Annotated in this window: 12 protein-coding genes and 4 tRNA genes; 4 read left to right on the forward strand and 12 right to left on the reverse strand. The window is 45.1% G+C overall.

What is annotated here, in order from left to right:
* The 10 genes from rplA to ECHVI_RS01345 form a co-directional block, all read right to left on the reverse strand.
* A complete protein-coding gene (gene rplA / locus ECHVI_RS01300) occupies positions 1 to 699 on the reverse strand; it encodes a 50S ribosomal protein L1 (protein WP_015264127.1) in 699 nt (232 codons plus the stop codon).
* Between the two features lie 10 nt (positions 700 to 709).
* Entirely contained in the window at positions 710 to 1,153 is a 444-nt protein-coding gene (gene rplK, locus ECHVI_RS01305) for a 50S ribosomal protein L11 (protein WP_015264128.1), read from the reverse strand.
* A 3-nt stretch (positions 1,154 to 1,156) separates the two neighbouring features.
* Positions 1,157 to 1,714: a transcription termination/antitermination protein NusG gene (gene nusG, locus ECHVI_RS01310; protein ID WP_015264129.1), complete on the reverse strand. Its 558-nt coding sequence runs from the start codon at positions 1,712 to 1,714 to the stop codon at positions 1,157 to 1,159.
* A gap of 19 nt (positions 1,715 to 1,733) precedes the next feature.
* Positions 1,734 to 1,922, reverse strand: coding sequence for a preprotein translocase subunit SecE (secE, locus tag ECHVI_RS01315; RefSeq protein WP_015264130.1), 189 nt, complete (start codon positions 1,920 to 1,922; stop codon positions 1,734 to 1,736).
* 18 nt (positions 1,923 to 1,940) lie between these two features.
* Positions 1,941 to 2,011: transfer RNA gene (locus ECHVI_RS01320), tRNA-Trp, on the reverse strand.
* Between the two features lie 116 nt (positions 2,012 to 2,127).
* A complete protein-coding gene (tuf, locus tag ECHVI_RS01325; protein WP_015264131.1) occupies positions 2,128 to 3,315 on the reverse strand; it encodes an elongation factor Tu in 1,188 nt (395 codons plus the stop codon).
* A gap of 60 nt (positions 3,316 to 3,375) precedes the next feature.
* Positions 3,376 to 3,447 (reverse strand) — tRNA-Thr (locus ECHVI_RS01330).
* A 39-nt stretch (positions 3,448 to 3,486) separates the two neighbouring features.
* A tRNA-Gly gene (locus ECHVI_RS01335) sits at positions 3,487 to 3,559 on the reverse strand.
* Between the two features lie 222 nt (positions 3,560 to 3,781).
* A tRNA-Tyr gene (locus ECHVI_RS01340) sits at positions 3,782 to 3,864 on the reverse strand.
* A 166-nt stretch (positions 3,865 to 4,030) separates the two neighbouring features.
* Positions 4,031 to 6,601, reverse strand: coding sequence for a M1 family metallopeptidase (locus ECHVI_RS01345; RefSeq protein ID WP_015264132.1), 2,571 nt, complete (start codon positions 6,599 to 6,601; stop codon positions 4,031 to 4,033).
* A gap of 48 nt (positions 6,602 to 6,649) precedes the next feature.
* Here ECHVI_RS01345 and ECHVI_RS01350 point away from each other — a divergent pair, with 48 nt between their 5' ends.
* The 3 genes from ECHVI_RS01350 to frr all read left to right on the forward strand — a co-directional run bounded on the left by ECHVI_RS01350 (position 6,650) and on the right by frr (position 8,528).
* Positions 6,650 to 7,144, forward strand: coding sequence for a biotin/lipoyl-containing protein (locus ECHVI_RS01350; RefSeq protein ID WP_015264133.1), 495 nt, complete (start codon positions 6,650 to 6,652; stop codon positions 7,142 to 7,144).
* Between the two features lie 100 nt (positions 7,145 to 7,244).
* A complete protein-coding gene (gene pyrH, locus ECHVI_RS01355) occupies positions 7,245 to 7,955 on the forward strand; it encodes a UMP kinase (protein ID WP_015264134.1) in 711 nt (236 codons plus the stop codon).
* A gap of 12 nt (positions 7,956 to 7,967) precedes the next feature.
* A complete protein-coding gene (frr, locus tag ECHVI_RS01360; RefSeq protein WP_015264135.1) occupies positions 7,968 to 8,528 on the forward strand; it encodes a ribosome recycling factor in 561 nt (186 codons plus the stop codon).
* Between the two features lie 516 nt (positions 8,529 to 9,044).
* Here the strand turns inward: frr and ECHVI_RS23570 are convergent.
* Both ECHVI_RS23570 and ECHVI_RS01365 read right to left on the reverse strand, forming a co-directional pair.
* Positions 9,045 to 9,185, reverse strand: coding sequence for a hypothetical protein (locus ECHVI_RS23570; RefSeq protein ID WP_015264136.1), 141 nt, complete (start codon positions 9,183 to 9,185; stop codon positions 9,045 to 9,047).
* A 183-nt stretch (positions 9,186 to 9,368) separates the two neighbouring features.
* Positions 9,369 to 12,011, reverse strand: a complete 2,643-nt coding sequence (locus ECHVI_RS01365; RefSeq protein WP_015264137.1) for a DUF5686 and carboxypeptidase regulatory-like domain-containing protein — start codon at positions 12,009 to 12,011, stop codon at positions 9,369 to 9,371.
* Between the two features lie 1,503 nt (positions 12,012 to 13,514).
* On the opposite strand from ECHVI_RS01365, the gene ECHVI_RS01375 reads away from it, so the two are divergent.
* Positions 13,515 to 16,691 carry a SusC/RagA family TonB-linked outer membrane protein gene (locus ECHVI_RS01375; RefSeq protein WP_015264138.1) on the forward strand — a complete coding sequence of 1,059 codons (3,177 nt, stop codon included), beginning with the start codon at positions 13,515 to 13,517 and terminating at the stop codon, positions 16,689 to 16,691.
* Positions 16,692 to 16,707 lie beyond the last annotated feature (16 nt).

Genomic DNA, 16,707 nt, shown 5'->3' on the forward strand with positions numbered 1-16,707 from the left:
TTAAATACCTTGAATACTCCCCTTATCAATTGCAATACCAGGAGACATTGTGCTAGATAAATGTATACTCTTGAAGTACGTCCCTTTTGAAGATGCAGGCTTCAACTTAGAAATAGTATTGATAAGCTCTTGGGCATTTTCTTGGATCTTATCCGGATCAAAGGAAACTTTACCTACACTTGCGTGCACGATACCAAACTTATCTACTTTAAAATCTATTTTACCACCTTTCACTTCCTTCACTGCCTTACCTACTTCTAGGGTAACAGTTCCAGACTTAGGGTTAGGCATCAGGCCTCTTGGTCCTAACACTCTACCTAATCTACCTACTTTCGCCATTACGTTAGGCATGGTGATGATCACATCGATATCAGTCCATCCGCCTTCGATTTTGGCAATATAGTCATCCAAGCCGACGTAGTCAGCTCCAGCTTCTTTCGCTTCTTCTTCCTTGTCCGGAGTACAAAGTACCAATACTTTTACTTCTTTTCCCGTTCCATGGGGCAAAGCCACCACGCCTCTTACCATTTGATCTGCTTTTCGAGGATCTACACCCAAACGGATGTCCAAATCCACTGAAGCGTCAAATTTCACGGCAGTGATATCTTTGACAATAGAAGAAGCCTCAGTAAGGGAGTACTGCTGGCTTGGGTCGTACTTAGAAAGAGCTTCTTTTTGCTTTTTTGTTAACTTAGCCATTGTTTTATATTTATTCCTCCCAAGGAGCTTTTCCTGAAACTGTGATTCCCATACTTCTTGCTGTTCCGGCAACCATTTTCATTGCGGACTCCACCTTAAAGGCATTTAAGTCAGGCATTTTCACCTCAGCAATTTCTTTTACCTGGTCCCAGGATACTGAACCTACTTTTTTCCTGTTTGGCTCCGGAGAACCTCCTTTTAGCTTCGCTGCCTCTAACAACAAGTTTGCTGCTGGAGGAGTCTTGATCACGAAGTCAAAGGACTTGTCAGAATAAATCGTAACAAGGACAGGTAGAAGTTGACCCATTTTTTCCTGAGTTCTGGCATTGAACTGCTTACAGAACTCCATGATGTTCAAACCCTTGGCACCAAGGGCCGGACCAACAGGAGGAGATGGATTTGCCTGGCCACCTTTCACCTGTAATTTCAGATAACCAGTAATTTCCTTAGCCATTTCCTAGTCTTGTTTTTCTACTTGCATAAAGTTTAACTCAACAGGGGTGTTTCGGCCGAAAATCTTAACCATAACATTAAGCTTTTTCTTATCCTCAAACACCTCTTCTATCGTTCCCGAGAAACCACTAAAGGGACCATCCATTACTTTTATGGTCTCTCCGACTATATATGGCGTATCAAGCTTCTCGGCAAACTCATCAATCCCTTCAACCCTACCTAAGATACGGTTGATCTCTGATTGTCGTAATGGCTCAGGAGTTTTGGAAGCTCCTCCTGCGTTTGCACCTAGAAACCCGATGACACCCGGGATACTCGTGATTACGTGATTGGCTTCACCATGGGACAAATCCGCATTAACCAAAACATAGCCAGGAAAGAAGTTTCTCTCTCTGACTCGCTTTTTGCCATTGCGCATTTCATATACTTTTTCAGAAGGTATCAATACCTCGGGAATATAATCCTCCAGTTTTTGCCGGGTAATCTCGTTGTCCAAATATGATTTGGCCTTCTTCTCTTGCCCAGCTACCACTCTGAGTACATACCATTTATGTTCTGCCATCAGTAACTATTGATTCTATTTAGAATAAATCATAAAACCATTTCATGATGTTCTCAAAGCCCAGGTTAATCAAGCCGATCACTACGGCAAAGATCAAAGAGGCAACAAGAACCAGCACAGCATTGCTTTGCAATGAAGAATACTTCGGCCATGTAACCTTGTTCTTCATTTCGTCTATTGACTCTACAACAAAGTTTTTTACGTTCATGTTCTATGATTTTTATTGCACGGGCAGAGAGATTCGAACTCCCATCAACGGTTTTGGAGACCGCTATTCTGCCATTGAACTATGCCCGTGTTTCCTTTTACAGTCCAAAAGGAATGCAAAAGTAGGTAATAATCTATAAAGAAACAAATGCGATCCTGAAAAACATCAGGATCGCATCTATTTTATATCTCTTGATCAAGTAAGATTAGTCAAGAATTTCAGTTACCTGACCGGCTCCTACTGTTCTACCACCCTCACGGATCGCGAAACGTAGACCTTTCTCCAAGGCAACTTTGTTGATCAATTGTACTTCCATGGTGATGTTGTCACCTGGCATTACCATCTCAACGTTTTCTGGAAGTTTTACCTCACCAGTTACGTCAGTGGTTCTTAGGTAGAACTGAGGACGGTATTTGTTAAAGAATGGAGTGTGACGTCCACCTTCTTCTTTAGACAGTACGTAAACCTCTGCTTTGAACAAAGAGTGAGGCGTTACAGAACCTGGCTTACAGATGATCATACCTCTCTTGATCTGAGCTTTCTCAATACCTCTAAGAAGTAGACCTACGTTGTCACCAGCTTCACCTCTGTCCAAAATCTTACGGAACATCTCAACACCTGTTACGGTAGACTTAAGACCTTCAGCTCCCATACCGATGATGTCCACTGCATCACCAGAGTTGATAACACCTCTTTCTACTCTACCAGTAGCTACTGTACCACGACCAGTGATCGAGAATACGTCCTCTACAGGCATCAAGAAGTCTTTGTCAACAAGACGCTCAGGAAGTGGAATATAGCTATCTACTGCATCCATCAATTCCATTACTTTTTCTTCCCACTTGTCTTCGCCGTTAAGGGCACCAAGTGCTGAACCTTGGATAACTGGGATGTTATCGCCATCAAAGTCATAGAAAGAAAGCAATTCTCTTACTTCCATGTCTACAAGCTCAAGTAGCTCTTCATCATCTACCAAGTCAACTTTGTTCAAGAAAACAACAAGTGCTGGTACACCTACCTGACGAGCAAGAAGGATGTGCTCTCTTGTCTGTGGCATTGGACCGTCAGTGGCAGCAACTACTAGAATAGCACCATCCATCTGCGCAGCACCAGTTACCATGTTTTTCACGTAGTCAGCGTGACCAGGACAATCCACGTGTGCGTAGTGTCTTGCTTCAGTTTGATATTCTACGTGTGAAGTATTGATAGTGATACCTCTTTCTTTCTCTTCTGGAGCGTTATCGATAGAAGAGAAGTCTCTTAATTCAGAAAGACCTTTTCTAGCCAATACAGTTGTAATGGCAGCAGTCAAGGTAGTCTTACCGTGATCGACGTGACCAATAGTACCGATATTTACGTGCGGTTTGGAACGGTCAAAGGTTGCTTTTGCCATGCGTGAAAATCCTCTGTTTAGTTAATGATATGAATTAGTTAAATTATGCTAATGTCATTGAGCCAACGACGGGATTTGAACCCGTGACCTCGTCCTTACCAAGGAAGCGCTCTACCCCTGAGCTACGTCGGCTGATAACATCGATTATCTATGCCTTATAAATAAGCATAGAGCGGGAGACGAGGCTCGAACCCGCGACCTGCAGCTTGGAAGGCTGCCGCTCTACCAACTGAGCTACTCCCGCTTATTACTCTATCTTGTTTTTTATACTGACATCCCGACCTTAAGTCCCGATGTATTCGTCATTACACTTCGTGACCTTACAGCTGGGCATATTTTTCACATACCAAAATCTTGCAAAAGAAAATCAACTCTTGACAATAGTTTCAATCGTCGTCTTACTTTTTGAAAAACTTTTGCTGTATGATTTCCACAAATTTAGAAAAATCCGTGGAAATATAAAGTGTGGGGGAAACAGGATTCGAACCTGTGAAGACATAAGTCAACGGATTTACAGTCCGTCCCAGTTGGCCGCTTTGGTATTCCCCCAAATCAGTATTTCAATACGTTAAGCCCTTTTTCGAACACTTTTGTTCTTTTTTGTTTGTCTTAACGGATGGCAAAATTATACCCTTTTCTGAAACATTCAAAATATTGAACAAAAATTCCTGAAGTTTTTTTCAACCTTTTTATTAAGGTTTTCGAAATCAGGGAATTAATTTTCATCTTCATATGGCAGCAAGAAATACTTTTCACTGTTCTTAATGGATTCATCAGATTCTTGGTCAAATATAGCGTTGGCTTTTTCCAGTACTCCCTCCTCGTCAATAAAGCCAAAAAGTGCCTGGAATGCCGCAAACCTTACGTACGATGCTGTGTGTTTCATCCCCGTCTGATAGAGCTTCTCTATCGCCCGATCACTGCCTTCTCCAGGCAACTTCACAAAGTAATCCCCATAGTAACCGATCAGGTAGTATAAATCTTGACCGGATGTACGGTCATAGACCTCGTGTAACCATGCTCCCTTTCCCGGTATTTCCTGTTGTGTGTAAAAATCAATCAAAGGAATAAGCATCCGGATACTCCGCTCATCTTCGAATGCACTTGCTACCTTTTCTTTTCCCAATCCTTCCCCATTCATTTGCAGATAAGCATCCAATGCAGCCCCGGCCACGTAGTACGAAGAGTCCTCCATCCAAAGCATGTAATTGCTGCCATAATCCCCTCCACTCGAAGCTAATGCAGTGATGGCACTCGCCTGGACACTGTTGCTTTTGTCCTCGCTCGCTAGCGCCAATAATGTCTCCTCCATCCCAAATGATAAAATACTGTCGCCAAAGTGATGAAGGGTAACTTCCCTGATCGGCCAGAAATCATCTGCCAATCCCACGCGCACCAATTCCTTGATGGCTGCTGTGTCCAGCGACCGCTGGCTCAAACTATCCAAGGCCTCATACCTTGCCACCCCAAAATGTGATGCTCCAAACTGGTCCACCAGCTGATCATCACTCCTATGGGTGTGCTTTTCGGCCAAGAGTACCTTTCGCTCATCAAAATAGGCTTGTGAAATGGGCACTTTGTTTTCCAATGAAAAGCTGCCCTGCTTGGCATCCAACGTAAAACGCCGCGTAAACCGCGCTCCATCCACATACCAACTCACCTCAAAAGGCAAAACATATAGCGGTGTATTCCCCAAGTCCTGTTGCTGTGTCACCGTCAACACCACATTTTCCGGCTGGCTGTAATCGAAATCAATCTCCAAGACAGGATGGCCCGATGCCAAAAACCACTGTTCAAAAAACCAGTTCAGGTCTTTGCCGCTGGTTTCTTCCAGTGCCAGCCTGAGGTCATGAATCTCCACAGAACGAAAAGCATGCTTGGTCAGGTAATTGTTCAGCCCTGCAAAAAACACTTCATCCCCCAAATAATCCCGTAACATATGCAGCACCCTTCCGCCTTTGGCATAGCTGTGACTGTCAAACATGTCTTCGTTATGCGCATACTCAAAGCGAATAAGGTCCACCTGCTTTTCTTCCGCTTCCCAAAGGTAGGTCTCCAGCTCTCCAATATGGTGAAGATCTGCAGCATCCCTTCCCTCTTTGTGCTCATACCACAAATACTCTCCATAATTCGCAAAAGCTTCGTTTAATGGTAAATTTGACCAGGACTCTGTGGTCACATAGTCTCCAAACCAGTGATGGAAAAGCTCATGGGCAATAATCCCATCATATTCACTATCAATCGCCTCCCGGGCATTCATGTTCAGTTCCTCCATAAAAATAGAAACCGTGGTGTTTTCCATCGCTCCTGAAACAAACTCCCTGACCACCACCTGATCGTACTTTGGCCATGGATAGGGCACGCCCAGTAAATCCGAGTAGAAGTCCAGCATTTCCGGTGTCCTGCCAAACACTTTTTTAGCCCCTTCAGCAAAGGGCTTTTCCACATAGTAGCCAAGTGGGATCCCTTTCCATTGGGAGGAAATCCGCTCAAATTCCCCTACGGCAAATGCCACCAAATACGGGGCTGAAGGCTGGCTCATCTTCCAGTGATCCCTGCGCATCCCATTGCCTAGCTGCTCCTGACCCACCAATTCACCATTGCTAACGGTGGTGAATTTTTCTTCCACAGTGAGCTTCAAGTCATGGGTGGCACGCTCATTTGGTGCATCGATGGTCGGAAACCATTTGGAATTGTGATCGGTTTCCCCCTGTGTCCATATTTGTGTCGGCAGGGATGCTTCCCCCGTTGGATTGATAAAATAAAGTCCCTGGGTATCGGTGATCGCCTGGCTTCCTTCGCCACTATTCCTACTGGGATGGGCCGTGTAGCGGATGTTTATCAAAATGGTATCCGCTGTCGTAAGGGTAGTTGGAAATTGTATTTCTATCTGCTGCGAATCATACCTAAACTCCAGCTGCTGCCGGGAATCATCCATGCTGACTTCGTGCAGGTCAAAATCCTGCGCATCGAGCACCAGACGGTCTTGGGGATAGCCATAGGGCTTGAGCGTTAAATTCGCTTCTCCGAAGACTAGTTTTTTTTCCTTATCAAAGCGCACGTCAAGAGAAGTATGGAGCAAATCAAAGGTTCTCTCAGGAGTAGCCCTATAATTTTTTATGGCTGCCTCCTGCGCTGCTACCAACCGCCGGACATCCTCGGAATCATTCTCTTCAGTCACAGCTAACGACTGCTTACTGGCTGGAGGCGGGGTATTCTTTTGGACGCTACAAGCTCCCAAAAGCATCCCTGCCAAGAAAAAAGGAAAAGAGAATTTTATATTCATAAAGGCCAATTAAAGATAAATTGTATATTTAAAGTCAAAACAGCACAAATGTACTCAGTTACTGTAAACGAAAAAAACTTTAGTATCGAGCAGGATGGTGGAGACTTTTTGATTAACGGCACCATCATGGACTGGGAAATAAACCCGATAGATAACCGCCATTTTCAAATTATCAAAGGCCAAAAATCCTATGTGGTGGAGCTGGTAAAGCTGGATGCTGCCAAAAAAGAGTTGACCTTAAAAATCAACAACAAGTCCGCTGAGGTCAAGATCCAGGATAAATTTGACCTCCTGTTGGAAAAGCTGGGCATGAACGGGCAGGCCAATGCCAAACTCACCTCGATCACCGCCCCAATGCCAGGACTGATCCTGGAAATCAATGTCCAAGAAGGGGATACGGTCGAAAAGGACCAACCAATGGTAATTTTGGAAGCCATGAAAATGGAGAACATCATTAAATCTCCCGGAGACGGCATCGTGAAAAAAATACTAGTGACCACAGGGGAAAGTGTGGAAAAAAAACAAATCTTGATACAATTTTAGAAACGATCATTTAGTTTTCTAAGCTCAAGAATTTATATTTGTCGAGTTTATCTATTCATCAAAAATCAATTATTGGCAGGCTAGCTAACCAATTTTACTTATGAAATACAAACGAATTCTGCTCAAACTCAGTGGTGAGGCTTTGATGGGGCCCAATGGCTACGGCATTGACTCCGAAAAACTAAAGCAATACACCCAGGAAATCAAAAAGGTTAAGGAACTGGGTGTAGAGCTCGCCATTGTCATTGGCGGCGGAAACATTTTTAGGGGCGTTCAAGGAGAAAAAGTCGGCATCGATAGGGTGCAGGGCGATTACATGGGAATGCTGGCCACCCTGATCAATGCCATGGCCCTCCAAAGCTCCCTGGAGCAAAACGAGATGTACACCCGACTTATGTCCGGCATTAAAATTGAAAGTGTCTGTGAGCCTTTTATCCGAAGAAGGGCCATCCGACACTTGGAAAAAGGAAGGATTGTGATTTTTGGTGCAGGGATAGGAAACCCCTACTTCACCACTGATTCGACCGCCAGCCTCAGGGCCATTGAGATCGAAGCCGATGTGGTGCTAAAAGGTACTCGGGTAGACGGTGTCTATACGGCCGATCCGGAAAAAGACAAAAATGCAGAACGATATACCAATATCTCCTTCCAGGAAGTCTACGAAAAAAACCTGAACGTAATGGACATGACTGCCTTTACACTCTGCCAGGAAAACAACCTGCCGATTATTGTGTTTGATATGAATAAAGCCGGAAACCTGGAAGATTTGGTTAAAGGAGAAGAAGTTGGTACTTTAATTACCTCAAATTAAGTAAACATAAAGATGGAAGAGATACAGTTAGAGCTCGATGCAGCCAAGGAACAAATGCAAAAAGCGGTAGACCATACCGCCAGTGAACTCCTCAAAATCAGGGCAGGAAAAGCCATGCCCAACTTGGTGGACGGGATCATGGTCAACTACTACGGTGCCCCCACCCCGATCCAACAGGTAGCTTCAGTCAATACTCCTGACGCCAGGACATTGGCCATCAAACCTTGGGAAAAAAACCTGATCGGCGAAATCGAAAAAGCCATCATCAATTCTGACTTGGGGCTGGCCCCACAAAACAACGGGGAAATCGTCATTCTGACCATTCCGCCGCTTACGGAAGAGCGGAGAAAAGACTTGGTAAAACACGTCAAAAACGAATGCGAAAACGGTAAAATCAGTGTAAGAAACGCTAGAAAAGAAACCAATGACGCCCTAAAGAAACTCCAAAAAGATGGTGTTTCAGAAGACGAGGTCAAAAGGGCTGAAGACAAAGTCCAAAAATTAACGGATGAATTTTCGGCCAAAATAGACGCCCTCTTCGAGAAAAAAGAAGCAGAAATCATGAAGGTGTAAGTATCATCCTTCAGCTTATCATAACCAAAAGCCCGGATTATTTCGGGCTTTTTTGTTATACCATAATGCTATTCTTAACTCGTTGCGCTAGTTAGAAAAAGTCCTAAATAGTAATGTATGGATTGACTAAGCGGGGAGGCTGACACAGCAGCGAGCCGGCGATGGCCTTGAGGGTAGAAGCTTTGCTGTGTCTTGATTTTTCTTTGCTTCGTTTCTTTTCATCTAAGGAAAAGAAATGAAGAAGTAAAATTACAGAGCAGCCCTATCAATAGGAACATAAACAATAGCCGAAAAAACACCCTTTTCAATGATCACCTCTTTGATAACGTTCTTGAGAATTTCTTTCACAACTTCAGTACCTCTCTAATTATTTTGGAGGCTGAAAGCTCATGTTTCATAATATTGCAAGAAGCACAAAACACCACTACTACTAAATAAATCCCACAAAAACTTTTACGTTCATTCATATCTATTGCACAATCCGCGTCATCATCATTTCACCCATCCAATGCCAGATCAATAATGAACGCCACCAATATTTACTTCCACTTCGTATGCTGTATATTCATATTCAGGATCCAGCGAACCCTCCACCAGAAATGTCTCCTCCTGCAATTTGGCACCTGTGTTTAGTAACACGATAATAGTATGTAACATATCGACCTTTACTAAGAAGCTGTGGTTTTTGAAAATGTATTGGAACTTCTTTTGCAACGTCTACACCGCCCATATACCATTTCGGGCGAAAGGTACCTCAATCGTATTTTTCCACTCCACAATCCTTCGGCTTGGTCGGAAATTCCTCATCCCCAGAAATATTGCTTACCCCCTTTCACCCCATCACTCTCCAAAATCAACATTAATAAACGTCGCTATGCCCAACCGGACTCCCCCGCGGGAATATTCGCCGTTTTCAAACCCAGCCCCCACTTCCAGCCTGAATATCCTGAACAGGTTGTCCAGGGAATAGCCCACCTCCCAGTAATGTGGGGAATGCGCTGTTTTTAAGTAATTAAGGAAAACATTTTCCCGAACCCCTGAGAACCGCAGCACTGGCAGCTGGGTCAACAAAAACTTCCGAAACTGATAATGCACAATCCCGCTGACAAAGCTGCCCTTGGTGCTGAATTTATAATAATCCATAAAGCGGTAATTGCTGACAGTGCCCATATTACTAAAAATGGTCCGATTGCCACCAAAATGCTCATAGTCCATAAAATAAACCTGATCGGCATTTAGAAAAGCTCCTGCCCGAACGTTAAAATCCAAATCACCACTCACCCCAAATTCAAACCCGTGCTTCACTCCCAACTCCACCTGATCAAAATCCGCACTGCCCTCTCCAAGCCCCACATTGGAAAGACCTTTTTTATACCGGAAACTCACCACTGGAGCAGTATTTCCCAACGGGTATTTTTCACCATTGCGCAGGTAGTATTTTAACCCCGGCCGCCAATTGAATTCAGCACGGAGCAACAAGGACTCATTTGATTGAAACGCCGCTTGATCTGCCTCGATGTTTTCTGGCATATTGGAGGTATACGCGCGCGCTGGTTTTTGATAAAAACTGTAGTTAGAGGTATTGGCGAGCATTCCCCGCTCAGCATAAGCCAAGGATATACTGTAAGAAAAAGCATCTTTTGGCCTATGGTCCATGTAGAGCTTTACAAATTGCTGGTCGTAAAGCTTCATGTAATTTTGGCGAAGGAATAAGGAATACGCCGCATTTACCAGCTCACTGATCGGCCGATCGCCATTAAACTGATAAATGTATTTTCCTGCGGTCAACCCATACAGAAACCTAGCCCGGTCCTGCTTCCAGGATTTTTGAAAATCCAAGGTCCCGTACCACTGCTTACTGGAAAACCCATAACGCACCTCAGGACTTATCTTCCAAGTGCTTATTCTTTTGGACGCACTGTCCAGCCGGTCCACCCGATAATAGCCCCCCAGTCCAACCTTAAATCCTTCCACGGTATTGAAGGACAGCTTCGTGAAATTGGCATCGAATCCAGCAGACCTCCCAGCTCCAAAGTGATACCTCCCCCCTCCTAGGATATCCAGTGGGTTAAAGCCTTTTTTAGCCTTCTCTGCAATGGAATCCACCTCACTTTTTTTGGCCTCCTCCACCACGGCCAAGCTGTCATCTCGGTGGTATCCTTGGATTTCTTTTTCAGTAAGCTTAACGGGGCGAACACTGTCCCAATACGCCTTGCTTCGCTCATGGGCCAAAGAATCCACCGCATGATTTCGTACTACTGCTACCTCGGCATCTTTCCGCTGTTTTTCCTGTGCTTTTTCGTATTGGTTGATCATTTTGCGAAAATCCTTTCGGGACATTTTATCAGCATCGGCAAGCTGCTGAGCTGCTGGGACCTTCCGCTCAAAAGTTTCTACTTCTTCAGGAATCTCCTCTACATGCTCATCCAAAATCTCGGTATCGGCCACCAAGTCGGGATCAAGGGTAATTTGATAATCACGCGTAGAAGCGAGGTATTTATAATGTCCTTTAAACCCAAAAAAGCTCCCGCCAAAAGTATAAACATGCGTCAGCGGCATCCAAACATTCTCCTCCACTGGAGCATACTGCTGCGTCACGCCCACATCAAACCCCATGATGGAGGTGGTCAGCTGCAGACTATGGATGGCCCATAGATCTTCGATGATATAAATATGTCCCTCAAAAACCTGCTCGCCACGGGATCGGGGAGTCACCCTGATCTTATTGACTAAAACACCGTGCTCAAAAAACGTCCCTTCATGCTTAAATCGGTAATAGGAAAATGCGTACCTGCTAAGGGGCGACACCACATCATTGATCTTGTCTTGATAAAAAGAAGCCCCAATATAGGGTGCCGGATCGGTCTGATTACTTTCTCCAGAAGAGCGAATGCTGATTACCTTTTCTTCCAGTTCATTTGGCTGCCTGAACGTGATTTCGGAAACTGATTCTGAGGTATAGGCCTCGTTGAGCGAAATCCCTTCTTCCTTTAGCTTTTTCTTCAAGAAAAAAGGCGCATTGGTCAATTCACCCGTGCCCTTGATATACACCTTCATGGAGTATTCGGCGACCTGAAGGCGGTGGTATTTGGCTTTGGCAATGGCCTTTCTCATCACCGTCAGCGCGGGATCCTCGGCACCGCCTTTTACTTCCACTTCTTCCATGGCATAGGTTTGCGACACCAACGTCACCTCTAATGGGACCCATTCCCCCTTCACCTCCACTGTTCGCTGCTGGGTCTCGTAGCCCAAGTGCCGCACAATGATATCGTAATACCCCGGTGCTAGTGGATATTCGAACGCCCCATTTTGGTTGGTCGGAATCCCGTCATTGAGGTTACGGACAAACACGGACGCATAGGGCACTGGCTGCCCACTTTCGTCCATCACCTTTCCGCGAATCCCCTGTCCCAGCGCCGTATCCAACAGGGCAAAACCAAGCACCATAAAAATGAATACCCTACGGATTAAAAAAAGACTCATAAGAAACTTGAAGATGTTTACAGGGAAAAATTAAACAATAAATAGCAAACATCTACAAAAACCACCAGCTCTTGACATACTTTAACAAAAAGAAAATGGAAGGGCCCAATCAGGGACCAAGCGTGAAAATTGGGGGCTGCCAGTTTTATTTCATGGCAAAATCACGAGTAAAAAAATGCCACAACGTCTCAAAGGCACCAAGTGCATGTAGGTCCTGCATAGAAAGGAATGTATAATTGCTTTGTGCCTGGGAGCCTTGGCGGCAAATGATTGCTCCGATAACTAAATCCATCACCTCGTAGAAATATTGGATCAAGCGGAAAAGTTGGGGGCATTTTACTCCAAAATGAAAATTGGCAGTTCCCCAAGGCAAACACTTTCAAATTATTAGTAAAGAGATGTCAGCCTAAATTAAAGAACTTCAGGGGGCTAAAAGCGATTTCCCTGATGGTTTTCACGTGGGGCAAACGCATTTAGTACTTATTTCGTGTAGAGGAGCTATCATCCGTGCCGCTGGCACTCCTTCGGAAGGTTGAGGAGTGCTTGAGTTCCTGCGGATGAATCCGCAGGTTACAAAATTTATCGTGCCGCAGGCACTTTGCCCCGATTTGTACATGGGAAACCGTGGTAGCCTATGGTGCCGAATGGCGGAGTAGGCTGAAAGAATGAGTTGCTGATTTGGATCGTACAAGCCGTCGCAGCTATCTGCTCATGTATGGTGTTGGCTTGGTTGAGGTTAAGCCCTGAATATGCGCTGGCAACTGAGCATCCTGCCTAATCCGCCTTTGGCGGAGGGGCATATAGAAGTTGCAGGTGACAACCTGCACCAAAAATGATTACACAAAAGGGTAAGTTCCGTAGGAACGGCAGATATAAATGCAAATAGGAACATTTTTTTTAAAGGCGTTTGCCCTGAGGAGGAGGTCCATCGTTTTAACGGTATGAAACTTTCTTTTATAAGACCATGTCAAATTCGCCCCCCAGTAATATCGCTTGATACCAAATAAAAGGAACAAAAAAATAAAGGCGTAAAAAAAGCTTCCTAAGAAGCCTCGAAATAAAGAACGGACAGCTATGAGCTGCCAATTCTTTCCATTTATTTAAACCTTACGTGCTAAATATACCTTGGCATTTTCCAAAATCAAAATTTTCCCGCAAGTAAATAGCTGCATTTCCACTCTCCTGCACCTTATCATCACCATAGTCAAATACCAAACCAACTCGCTCAAAACAATAATATAACGGACATCTGATCAACTAAAAAAATAATATTTGTTATTATTACACTTTAACAAATATTAACACAACAATCGGTTTCGATTTTAATTTCAGCATCACAAAATTGCTTCCATTAGAATTTTATCAACAAACTCTTGAATCAAATAGAAATACAATATCACTACCGAAAGGTTTCGTAAAATATAGTTTTGTTTTTCTCTAAATATTAGATCAATTTAGTAGATACAATAAATCATTTTAATAACCCTTTTAACATTAACCCACATGACTCAAACTTTACGCAAGTTAAGGGTCCTTATGCTATGCCTATTTTTTTCTGCCAGTTGGCAGATGGTAGCATATGGGCAAGGGAAGGAAGTGACCGGTAACGTCATTTCTTCCGAAGACAAACAACCCTTACCGGGGGTATCAGTATTGGTACAAGGCACTACCCGGGGCGCCATTACCGACTTAGACGGTAATTTTAACATCACCCTCAATGAAGGTGAAGACGTGCTGATCTTTTCGTTCATTGGATTTGAAAGCAAAAGTGTAGCCGTCGGCAATCAAAGTGAAATTTCCGTCACCCTTTCTCCGGACATGCAAGCACTCGAAGAAGTGGTAGTAGTAGGTTACGGTGAACAGAAAAAGGAAACGGTCACGGGATCTGTAGCTGCGGTAAAAGGATCAGAACTGGCCAAATCACCCGCCACGAACATTTCCAATTCCATCGCCGGCCGAATGCCCGGGGTAGTCGCGGTAAACAGAAGTGGTGAACCCGGCTATGATGGCTCTGGCATCCGTATCCGTGGTTCTAACACCTTGGGAAATAACGATGCCCTAATCGTCATCGATGGTATCCCTGCCAGGGCCGGTGGTTTCGAACGGCTTAACCCCAATGACATCGAGAGTATCTCCGTACTGAAGGATGCCTCTGCGGCCATTTACGGTTCTCGGGCAGCAAACGGTGTGATCTTGGTCACTACCAAACGTGGTAGATCCGGCAAACCAGAACTTTCCTATCAGTTTAACCAAGGCTGGGGCCAGCCTACTGTCATCCCAGACCTGGCCAATGCGGCTCAATACACCGAAATGCTAAACGACCTCAGCGTCTATGAATTGCCCGTGGATGAATGGGCTGCAGCCGACAATGCCTACAGGACATCGGGCGTATATACCCGACCAAACGGTCAAGAAAGGGCAGCCCCTTTTACTCCAGAGGACATCGCTGCCTATCGGGCCGGAAACGACCCTTGGAATTACCCGAACACAGACTGGTACGACGCCACGCTTAAAGAATGGTCTCCCCAGTCCAAGCATAACCTGCAGCTGGTCGGAGGAAGTGAGAATGTCAAGTACCTGGCCTCGCTGGGATACCAAAACCAAGATGCTTATTACAAAAACTCGGCTACTGGCTATAAACAGTATGACCTGAGAATCAACCTGGACGCCAAGATCAACGATTTCATCAGCTTGAAACTCGGGGTACTTGGCCGTGAGGAATTCCGTTTCTTCCCGACGCGCGGTGCAGGAGCCATCTTCCGGATGCAAATGCGGGGCAAGCCCCATCAACCGGCCTTCTGGCCAAACGGGCTTCCCGGACCGGATATAGAAAACGGTGAAAACCCCGTGGTCATCACCACCAATGCTACCGGATATGATCGAGACAAAAGAGATTACTTCCAGTCCAATGGTGAGCTGACCATCAAAATCCCAGGGGTAGAAGGCCTGAAATTTGTCGGTACCGCTGCGGTGGATAAACTCTCCAGGGACCTTAAAAGATGGGAAACCCCTTGGACCCTCTATGAGCGTGGAACGGGCTTTGAAGAAGATGGGGTAACTCCTGTTCTCGTACCCAGCCAAAGAGGCCCTGCTGATCCAAGGTTGAGACAAGAACATTTCAACCAATTGAACATCCTTCTGGGTGGTGTTTTTTCTTATGAAAAGACGTTCAATGAAGCCCATAAATTGAATATTCTTGCCGGTACCAACCGCGAAACCGAAGAAGGTGACAACTTCAATGCCTTCAGAAGGTACTACATCTCTACGGCCATTGACCAGCTGTTTGCCGGTGGGGAACTGGAAAAAGACAACGGCGGGGGTGCCTATGAGCGCGCAAGGCTGAATTATTTCGGCAGGGTAGCCTATAATTACAAGGAAAAATACCTCGCCGAATTCCTGTGGAGATATGATGCTTCCTACATCTTCCCTGAGGACACGCGATTCGGCTTCTTTCCCGGCATCATGCTGGGCTGGGTAGCCTCTGAAGAGGACTTCTTTAAGCAGGCCATCCCGGGACTGGAATTCTTCAAGATCCGTGGTAGCTGGGGCCAAATGGGGAACGACCAGATTTACTTTGATGATGTACTACAGGAATACCAATTCCTGGCCACTTATGGATTTGATAGTTACATCATCGATGGTACCGAAACCAAAACATTGTACGAAACCCGGGTTCCAAATACTGCCATCACTTGGGAAATAGCCAACAATTCAAACATCGGTATCGAAGGGCAATTGCTAGACGGAAAGATTTTCTTCGAGTTTGATTATTTCTATAACAAACGGACCAACATCCTTTGGAGAAAAAATGCTTCCGTACCGCAAACCACCGGCATCACCTTACCTGCCGAGAACATCGGCGAAGTGGCCAACTCCGGCTTCGATGCCTTGATGGGCTACCGCGGCAGGACCAACGGCGGCTTCAACTATAGCGTCAGCGTAAACGGTGGCTATGCCAAAAACAAAATCCTATTCTGGGATGAACCGCCAGGGGCACCGGATTGGCAGCTCTCTACCGGCAAGCCGATGAACACGTTTTTGGTGTACCAATACGATGGTGTATTCCCGGACCAGCAATCCATCGATAACGAAGAACTGGATTACTCTGCCATCACCAATGAACTCCGTCCTGGCGACATGAAATATGTCGATTATGATGGCGACGGAGCCATCACACCAGATGACCGCGTGAGAATGGACCAAAACAACATTCCATTGTTCCAAGGTGGTATGAACATCACGGCTTCTTATAAAAATTTCGACCTATCCATCCTCTTACAAGGGGCTTTTGGTGCTCGACAATACGTTAGCGCGGGTGAATCAGGAAACATCGGAAACTACCTGCTGGACATTTATGAAAACAGATGGACCGTGGCCAATCCAAGCAGCGAACACCCAAGGATCGCCAATAGAAGTGACCAGTATTACTCCAATGGCAACACCTATTGGTTTAGGCAAGCTGATTATATCCGGTTAAAGAACTTTGAGATCGGATACACCCTGCCAATGGAAATTGGAGAAAAGGTGGGCATCAAAAACCTACGGATTTTTGCCAATGGCCTAAACTTGTTCAACATCATGAACAAGCTGGAAGTAATGGATCCTGAATCATCCAACTCCACTGGCCAATATTATCCACAGGCAAGAGTAATCAACACAGGACTATCGGTGACCTTTTAATTCCTAAACTGACATG

This window comes from Echinicola vietnamensis DSM 17526, from assembly GCF_000325705.1.
Classification (GTDB): domain Bacteria; phylum Bacteroidota; class Bacteroidia; order Cytophagales; family Cyclobacteriaceae; genus Echinicola; species Echinicola vietnamensis.